This is a genomic window from Candidatus Symbiopectobacterium sp. NZEC135, from assembly GCF_025962695.1.
On record NZ_JAGFPF010001522.1, the window covers coordinates 1 to 519 of the forward strand.

The window sequence follows — 519 nt, forward strand, 5'->3', positions numbered from 1 at the left end:
TCGCTGCCGGTCGTGCCCCTGGCGCTGGAAAATCCTATCGAGCTGACGCTGACCGAATGGGTGCGTTCTGGCGATGTGCCTGCGGGTTTCACCTTGCAAGACGAAGCCGAATTGAAAGCGATTCTGGAAGACGGCGGGGTGATCCGCTGTAAGAAGCAAGATCTGGTGAGTGATGAAATCGCCGTGCATATCGAAAAAGGCAAAGTGGTCACCAAACTGGCCCTCGACTGGCAGGAACGCATCCAACTGATACTGGCTGAGGATGGTACGCTGAAACGCCTGAAGTTCGCCGACACGCTGCGCGAGCAGAACGACGATATCGACAGGGACGATGTGGCTCAGCGCTTTGATGCCGATTTTATTCTGATGACCAGCGAGCTTTCCGCGTTAACCACCAATCTGGTGGAAGCACTGGGTGGCGAAGCGCAGCGCTAAACCAAACAGGGAAGAGAGTGCGTTATGCGACATGAGATTCCGGTCCGCTGCTTTTCCATCGCGCTTTATGTACTGCGCCCGGTG

1 protein-coding gene is annotated in these 519 nt (G+C 55.9%); it reads left to right on the top strand.

Annotated features, from left to right (window positions below):
• Positions 1-435 (top strand): recombination-associated protein RdgC (rdgC, locus tag J5224_RS35150; RefSeq protein WP_264629404.1); only part of this gene is annotated, 435 nt, incomplete at its 5' end.
• Positions 436-519 lie beyond the last annotated feature (84 nt).